The sequence below is a fragment of the Arthrobacter sp. C152 genome (assembly GCF_054890965.1).
The window spans coordinates 1-7608 of sequence record NZ_JBTZSU010000066.1 but is presented as its reverse complement, the minus strand read 5'-3'; the positions used below and the strand labels follow the sequence as shown (position 1 = coordinate 7608).

The window sequence follows — 7608 nt, the reverse complement described above, 5'->3', positions numbered from 1 at the left end:
CAAAGACTCCACCACCTCCGGCAAAGTCCTCCTCAGCTTCACCAGCGAAGGACCGGCCCAGTGAGCGGGCAGGTTCCGCCGCTGGTGGTCATGGGGGTTTCCGGGTGCGGCAAGTCCACTGTGGGTGCCCTCCTGGCCGGGCGCCTGGGCATTGCCTTCCTGGACGGGGATGACTTCCACCCGGCGGCCAACAAGGAGAAGATGGCCGCCGGCATCCCGCTCACGGACGACGACCGCGCGCCCTGGCTCGCCCGCATCGGCCAGCTCCTCGCCGGAGGAGGTCCCGGCGCAGATGACGACGGCGGTACAACAGTTCCGCCGGTCGTCGCCTGCTCCGCGCTTAAGCGGCGCTACCGGGACCTCCTGCGCAGCAGCGCTCCTGGCGTGGTGTTCGTCCACCTCACGGGCAGTGCTGCCCTGATCGCCGCCCGGATGGACGCCAGGGCCCACGAGTTCATGCCCCGTACCCTGCTGGAGTCCCAGCTCGCCACGCTGGAGCAGCTGGAACCGGACGAAGCGCACATCCTGGCCGATATCTCACTGGAGCCCGCCGCGCTGGTGGACGCGGTGGTCCGGGAGCTGGAAACCCTGACGCTGCCGGCTTAGCGCTCCTGGTGCAGGAAACGTGGGGTAGGTAGACTGGTCTACCTACCCCACGTTTCCTGCGTCCGAGGAGTCCCCGCCATGCCAGGCACTGCAAGCGCCCGCCGCCCCGCACGCGAGTTGCTGCTGGCGGCGGCAGCGCGCCTGTTCTACGCCCAGGGAGTGGCCGCCACCGGCATCGACACCATCACGGCCGAAGCAGGGGTGGCGAAGAAGAGCCTCTACAACAACTTCTCGTCCAAGGCGGAGTTGGTCGCGGCCTACCTCGAAGCCCGGCACCGGGAATGGCTGGGCCTGTACGAACAACGGATGGGCGCCGCGGCAACCCCTGCGGACCGGGTGCTGGCAGTCTTTGACGCCTACCTGGACCACGCCAACCTCGCCTACGAGCAGGGTTTCCGGGGATGCGGACTCCTCAACGCCGCGGCCGAACTGCCTGTGGGCAGCCCGGGACGGCTGGCCGTGCGCAAGCACAAGGAGGACGTCGAGGAACTGCTGGCCCAGCCGGTCCACGAACTGCTGCCGGATGACCCCGAACGCGCCGCCGGACTTGCCCGCCACCTGTCCTTCCTGCTGGAAGGGGCCATGGCCCGTGCCGGGCTGGAGGGCCGGGACAAACTCCTGCAGGATGCCAGGCAACTGGCCCGGCAGATTCTGGCAGCCCTGTGACCGGCAGCCCTGTGACCGGTAGCGCTGCGACCGGCAGCCCCAACGCGCCGCTCTGGGGCGCGCTGTTCGTCGTCGCCGCTTCCGTCCTCTGGGGCACGACGGGAACCGCCGCCACCTTCGCCCCGGACGTGGGTCCGCTGGCCATCGGCGCCATCGCCATGGGACTGGGCGGGCTGCTCCAGGCGGCGCTTGCGGCCCGGCCGATCAGGCTGCAGCGGCATGCGATCAAGCGGTCCTGGCGGCTGGTCCTGTTGGCCGCGGGGGCCGTCGCCGTCTATCCGCTGGCCTTCTACAGTTCCATGCACCTCGCCGGCGTGGCCGTGGGGACGGTCGTGTCCATCGGCTCGGCGCCTGTGGCCGCAGCCCTTATCGAACGGTTTGCCGACCATAAGCCGCTGACCCTCCGCTGGACCGCGGGCGCTGTCCTGGGTGTGGGAGGGGCGGCCCTGCTGTCCCTCGCCGGACACGGCGCGGCCGGACAAGACGCTGCTGGATACGGCGCTGCTGAATACGCCGCTGCCGGGCACGGCCCGGCGAGCCAATGGGACTCCACGGCCGGCATCCTCCTGGGCCTGGTGGCCGGCGCCACCTATGCGCTGTATTCGTGGGGTGCGCACCGGCTGATCGCCGGCGGCATTACGTCCCGCGGAGCCATGGGCAGCGTCTTCGGGCTCGGCGGGATGCTGCTGATGCCCGTCCTCGCATTCACCGGGGCGCCGCTGTTTGCGTCATGGACCAACGCCGCCGTCGGGGCGTACATGGCGCTGGTTCCGATGTTCGCCGGGTACCTGCTGTTCGGCTGGGGACTTGCCCGCGTCCGGGCCAGCACGGCCACCGCCATCTCGCTGCTCGAAACGGTGGTGGCAGCCGTCCTGGCGGTCCTGGTGGTGGGGGAGAGGCTGCCGGCACTTGGCTGGCTTGGCGCCGCCGTCGTGCTGGGAAGCCTCATTGTCCTGGTGCCCCGAAACGAACCCCGGCAGCGGGCCAAGTCAGCCGGTGGGCTGGTGCCGCTGGTTCCTGTCCGGGAAGGGCCGGTTGAGCAGGAGGCAGGCGCCCAGCGCGAGCAACAGGAGACCAACCACGACGGCGGCCACCTCCTGGCTGCCGATGCCCGCCACGACGATCGCCAGCGCGAGCAGGCAAACAAGTGACCCAGCGATGAGCCCGGCCGGAATGCGGCGGGCGGGGTAACCGGAGAGCAGCTCCATGGCCAGGTGGGGATCGTCCGCGATCAGTCCCAGCTCCAGCTCCTTGAGCAACCTCCGCTCTTCTTCGGACATTGGCATTGCATGCCCCTGGATTCCATGAGACGCGGCTATCGCTATTGACCGTAGGAGCCTTCCCCCGCGGAGTCAAGGGCAGAATCAAGGGGTGTGCGGTCGCCGGGTTATTGCCCGTCCGGGACGTCGTACCGCAGCCCGCCGTTCAGGACCCGGACGCCCCTGGTGGGGACATGCGGCGTCCGCTTACCCGGCGGCATCAGGTGCTCCACGGGAATGCCGGCGAGCAGCACGCAGTGGTCGGCGATGAGCCTCCGGTGGCACCGCCACCAGACGGTTTCGCTGCACATGATGGCGGTCTGCCGGTCCTGTGCACCGGACAGCAGTTCCGCGGCCGCGGTCGCGAAATCCGGAGTGCGCATATAGGCCGCGTACGCCCGGAAAGATTCGTTGCGCAGCGCGGTGTCCGGGGAGCCGGGCGGAAGCTTGCGGAAGCCGCCGAGCCGGCGTTCCCAGCGGTAGCTGATGCCGGCCGCGGGCAGCCAGCCGGCCATGCTGTCCTTGCCGAACTGCGGAAACTTTCGGCTGCCGGGGCCGATCCGGACGTCCACCAGTGACTCCACCCCGGCCGCGGTGAGCAGCGCCGTGAACTCCTCCTGGGAGGACGTGCCGTGACCTACCGTGAACAGGGCCTTCATCCCAGCCATGATAGGCACCTGCCGGGGCGTGCAGCGGGAGCCGCCTACCGCCGTCGTAATTCAGCGAACTCGATGGAGGGCACGATGGCGCCGGCGTCCCGCTCCACGAAGTTGGTGCCCGGAGGCACCAGTTCGTCAATGGCATCCAGGACGGACTCGCCCAGCCGGACGTCGGCGGCGCGCAGGTAGGCCCGGAGGTGCTCCTCGCTGCGCGGGCCGATGATCACGCTGCTGATGGCCGGGTGCGTCAAGGCAAAGCCGATGGCCAGGTCCACCAGCGGCAGTTCCAGCTTGTCCGCCAGGCGGGCCAGCGAATCCGCCGCCAGCAGCTTGCGCTCACTGGCCGGTCCGGAGATGTCATAGCGGCCGGGGAGCGAATGGACCCGAGTGGGCGCCTTGCTGGCCTCGAGCGTGAAGTCGCCGGAGAGCCAGCCACCCGCCAGCGGCCCGTAAGCGAGGACGCCCAGGCCGTACTGCTGGGCGATGGGCAGCACGTCGCGCTCGTTGGCGCGGACCAGCATGGAGTACGGCACCTGGTTGCCCAGCGGGGGAACCAGGTGGTTGGTGGTGGCCAGCCACTGCGCCTCCACCAGCTGCGCAGGCGTGAAGACCGAGGTGCCGTAGTAGAGGATCTTCCCCTGCCGGATCAGGTCGTTGAGGGTGGTGATGGTTTCCAGCACGTCGGTGTTGTAGTCGGGCCGGTGGGCCTGGTAGAGGTCGATGCGGTCCGTCTGCAGCCTGCGCAGGCTTCCTTCCACGGCCTGGGTGATCCACCGGCGGGAGTTCCCCGAATGTGCGGGGTTGGGGCTCATCTGGCCGTGGAACTTGGTGGCCAGGAAGACGTCGTCCCGCCGGCCCCGCAAGGCACGGCCCACCACCTGTTCGGACTCGCCCTGGGAGTAGACATCCGCAGTGTCGATGGCGGTGATCCCGGCGTCCAGGGCGGCGTGGATGATGCGGATGGCCTCATCGGCGCCCGTGGGTGCGCCGGGCGGGCCGCCGGTTCCCTCGCCGAAATTCATGGTGCCAAGGGTGAGCGGACTGATGGGGGTGCCCGACCGTCCGAACACCCGCAGTTCACTGAGGCCCATCTCCGGTTCCTCCATCAAGTTTGCCGTGCCGTGGATCGTCATGACGCTACACAGATTCGCCTGACCGGCGCAGATTCCCGCCTTAGTCCTTCTCTTTTCGTCGCACGGAGTAACCGCGGACCACCGCATGACGTTTTGTGGCGCGCGCCCGGGCCCCCGTCTCGCTTATATTGAGGAATGGCCACCCCTGGTAACGACGACCCGTTCGTCCAACTGCACGACCTCATCATCGGCAGCACGAACGTGGCCGGATTCCTCACGGAGCTGTCCACGGTGGCGGCCGCAACGCTCAGCGATGCCGCAGGCGTGTTCATCGAGTGCGGGGTAACCCTTCGCCGGCGCAAGCGCACCGCCACCATTGCCGGCAGCAGTGAACGCGCGGCGGTGCTGGACAAGCTGGAACAGGCCCTGGGGGACGGGCCCTGCATTGCCTCGCTGGAGAGCATGACGCCGGTGGTACTGGCGGACGTGGCCACCGATACCCGGTGGCCGGAGTACCAGAAAGTGCTGGCCGACAATGGCTGCCGCAGCGTGCTGGGCGTCCCGCTCGCCCTGGACGAAAACCAGGCGGCCGCCCTGAACTTCTTCTCTTCGGAGCCAAACGTTTATGTGCCCGCCGTGGTGGCCAGGGCTGAAGGGTTCGCGCACCTGGCCGGCCGGGCACTGCGCCTTGCCCTGCGGATCGCCGACGCCCAGAACCTGGCAGAGGATCTTAAAGCCGCCATGCAGAGCCGGACCACGATCGACCTTGCCTGCGGTGTGATCATGGCGCAGAACCGGTGCAGCCAGGAGGAAGCCATGGCCCTGCTCGCTAAGGCGTCCAGCCACCGGAACCAGAAGCTGCGCGACCTCGCGGGTGATGTCCTGGGCCGGGTCAGCGATGGAGCGGTCAACACCCACTTCGATCCCTAAGCCAACGCCGGTAACCTCCCGCCGCCCTGCACTAACCCGACCTGCAATAATCTGAACCAACGGCTGTGCACTGGGGTGTAGGCGCCCGGGTGCAACAGGCAGCACTGTAAGTTTTCGGGACCATCACAGACGAGGCGGACACCCATGACGGCAACTGACCAGCAGCATGCACCACAGCCAGACGTGCCCGCAGGCCCTCTGGCGGGTGCCCATGAGCAGGTGGACCCGCACCTGCTGCAGCAGCTGGCCGACGCGCACGGGGTGGGGACCTCATTCCAGGGCTGGGACGGGCTGCCGCACTCCGTGGAAAAGGAGACCCTGATCAAGGTGCTGGCCGCCCTCGGGGTGGAGGCACATACCAACGGACAGATCGAGGCCGCCCTGGCCGAGGCGGAGCTGGCGCCGTGGCGCCGGATGCTGCCGCCCGCCGTCGTCATCCAGCAGGGCGAGCCGGCGCAGGTTCCGGTCCATGTGCCGGACGGGGCCACGGCCCGCCTGACCATCGCCCTCGAAGGGGACGCAGGACCGCGGGAGGCGGTCCAGCAGGACGTCTGGGTCCAGCCCCGCGACGTTGACGGTGTCCCGACCGGGCGTGCCACTTTTTCGCTTCCGCAGGACCTGCCGCTGGGCTGGCACACGCTGCACGCGGAGTCGGAGGGCGCCACTGCCACCGCCGCCCTGGTGGTCACGCCCGCCCGGCTGGCCACGGCCCGGCCGCTGGAGCAGCGCCGTGGCTGGGGACTGGCGACGCAGCTCTATTCGGTGCGGTCCAAACGGTCCTGGGGCATCGGCGATTTCGCGGACCTTGCCGACCTCGCTGCCCTCAGCGGTGCCCGCGGCGCCGACTACGTGCTGGTCAACCCGCTGCACGCCGCCGAACCGGTCCCGCCGGTCCAGCCGTCCCCGTACTCGCCCTCCACACGGCGGTTCTTCAACCCGCTGTACATCAGGATCGAGGCCATCCCCGAACTGGCGTACCTCCGCCCCCGCAAGCGGGCCGCGATGGAAAAACTGCACCAGGAAGTGGCGGTGCTGAACAAGGAGGGGACGCGGCTGGACCGCGACGCCGTGTACGCGGCAAAGCTGGAGGCGCTCGAGATGCTCTACCACACGCGCCGCTCCCCGGCCCGGCAGGCCGCCTTCGACGAGTTCTGCCGGATTTCCGGCCAGGGGCTCGACGATTTCGCGCTGTGGTCCGCCATCCGCGAGGACCTCGCCCCCGACGATCCGCTGTGGACGGACCCTGCCTGCGCGATCGGCACTCCTGAGGCCGAGGCGCTCCGGGAGAAACTGGCGGACCGCATCGGGTTCCACCGGTGGCTTCAGTGGATCTGCGACGAGCAGCTCGAGTACGCCCAGCAGGCTGCGCTGCGCGCCGGGATGCGGCTGGGCGTGGTGCACGACCTCGCCGTGGGCGTGGACCAGAGCAGCGCCGACGCGTGGACGCTGCGCAGCGTGCTCGCCCCGGCCACCAGCGTGGGCGCGCCGCCGGACATGTACAACCAGCAGGGCCAGGACTGGGGCCAGCCGCCGTGGCACCCCACGCACCTGGCCGAGGCCGGCTACGCCCCGTTCCGCGACATGCTGGCAACGGTGCTGCGGCACGCCGGCGGCATCCGCGTGGACCACATCCTGGGCCTGTTCCGCCTCTGGTGGATTCCCGCGGGCAACGCCCCCGGCGACGGCGCCTACGTCCGCTACGACCATGAGGCCCTGATCGGCATCCTCGCCCTCGAAGCGCACCGCGCCGGGGCAGTGGTGATCGGGGAGGACCTGGGCACCTTCGAGCCGTGGGTGCGTGACTACCTTGCTGCCCGGGGCATCCTGGGCACGTCCATCCTGTGGTTTGAGTACGACGGCGATGCGCCCCTTGCGCCGGAGAAGTACCGCACGCAGGCGCTCGCCAGCGTCAACACCCACGACCTGCCGCCCACCGCCGGCTACCTCGCCGGGGACCACGTCGCGCTGCGGAGCCGGCTGGGCCTGCTCGAGCGGTCCGAAGCCGAGGAGCGCGCCGAACACAACGCGTCCCTGGAGAAGATGTTCGCCCTGCTGCGCGAACGCGGCTATCTTGCCGAAGGCGCGGGCGAAGGCACAGGTGCGGGCGCGGGCACGGAGGAGCACGCCATCGAGGCGCTGCACCTGCTGCTGGCGCAGGCGCCGTCCGTGCTGCTGGGCGTGGCCCTGGTGGATGCGGTGGGGGAGCGCCGGGTCCAAAACCAGCCCGGAACCACCGAAGCCCTGTACCCCAACTGGCAGGTTCCGCTGGGCGGACCCGACGGCAGGCCCGTCTATCTCGATGACCTTCCCGCCAACGCGCGGTTCAATGCGCTGCTCGCCGCGGTGGAAGGATCCCTGCACGGCTAGCGGTTCAGGGTCGCTGTCGCGCCGTGGTGGGAGAAAGTTGTTCCGGGC

The 7608-nt window shown here is 69.5% G+C and carries 7 protein-coding genes and 1 pseudogene; 5 read left to right on the top strand and 3 right to left on the bottom strand.

The window, feature by feature from the left end; genetic code table 11:
- The first annotated feature begins 60 nt into the window (after positions 1–60).
- From ACYSM9_RS21535 to ACYSM9_RS21525, 3 genes are all read left to right on the top strand, one after another.
- Positions 61–606 carry a gluconokinase gene (locus tag ACYSM9_RS21535; protein ID WP_461858986.1) on the top strand — a complete coding sequence of 182 codons (546 nt, stop codon included), beginning with the start codon at positions 61–63 and terminating at the stop codon, positions 604–606.
- 78 nt (positions 607–684) lie between these two features.
- On the top strand, positions 685–1272 hold the full coding sequence (locus ACYSM9_RS21530) for a TetR/AcrR family transcriptional regulator (RefSeq protein WP_461858985.1): 588 nt from the start codon (positions 685–687) through the stop codon (positions 1270–1272).
- Between the two features lie 11 nt (positions 1273–1283).
- Complete coding sequence (locus tag ACYSM9_RS21525) at positions 1284–2423, top strand: DMT family transporter (RefSeq protein ID WP_461858984.1); 1140 nt, start codon at positions 1284–1286, stop codon at positions 2421–2423.
- Here the strand turns inward: ACYSM9_RS21525 and ACYSM9_RS21520 are convergent.
- The 3 genes and pseudogenes from ACYSM9_RS21520 to ACYSM9_RS21510 all read right to left on the bottom strand — a co-directional run.
- A pseudogene (locus tag ACYSM9_RS21520) lies at positions 2379–2552 on the bottom strand (DUF3040 domain-containing protein); the annotation flags it as partial. The gene ACYSM9_RS21525 and the pseudogene ACYSM9_RS21520 sit on opposite strands and share 45 nt — an antisense overlap.
- Before the next feature lie 107 nt (positions 2553–2659).
- A complete protein-coding gene (locus ACYSM9_RS21515; protein ID WP_461858983.1) occupies positions 2660–3199 on the bottom strand; it encodes a DUF488 domain-containing protein in 540 nt (179 codons plus the stop codon).
- Positions 3200–3234: 35 nt separating this feature from the next.
- On the bottom strand, positions 3235–4281 hold the full coding sequence (locus tag ACYSM9_RS21510) for an aldo/keto reductase (RefSeq protein ID WP_461858982.1): 1047 nt from the start codon (positions 4279–4281) through the stop codon (positions 3235–3237).
- Positions 4282–4458: 177 nt separating this feature from the next.
- On the opposite strand from ACYSM9_RS21510, the gene ACYSM9_RS21505 reads away from it, so the two are divergent.
- Positions 4459–5193 carry a GAF and ANTAR domain-containing protein gene (locus ACYSM9_RS21505; RefSeq protein ID WP_461858981.1) on the top strand — a complete coding sequence of 245 codons (735 nt, stop codon included), beginning with the start codon at positions 4459–4461 and terminating at the stop codon, positions 5191–5193.
- 144 nt (positions 5194–5337) lie between these two features.
- Complete coding sequence (gene malQ / locus ACYSM9_RS21500; protein ID WP_461858980.1) at positions 5338–7560, top strand: 4-alpha-glucanotransferase; 2223 nt, start codon at positions 5338–5340, stop codon at positions 7558–7560.
- Positions 7561–7608: the final 48 nt, after the last annotated feature.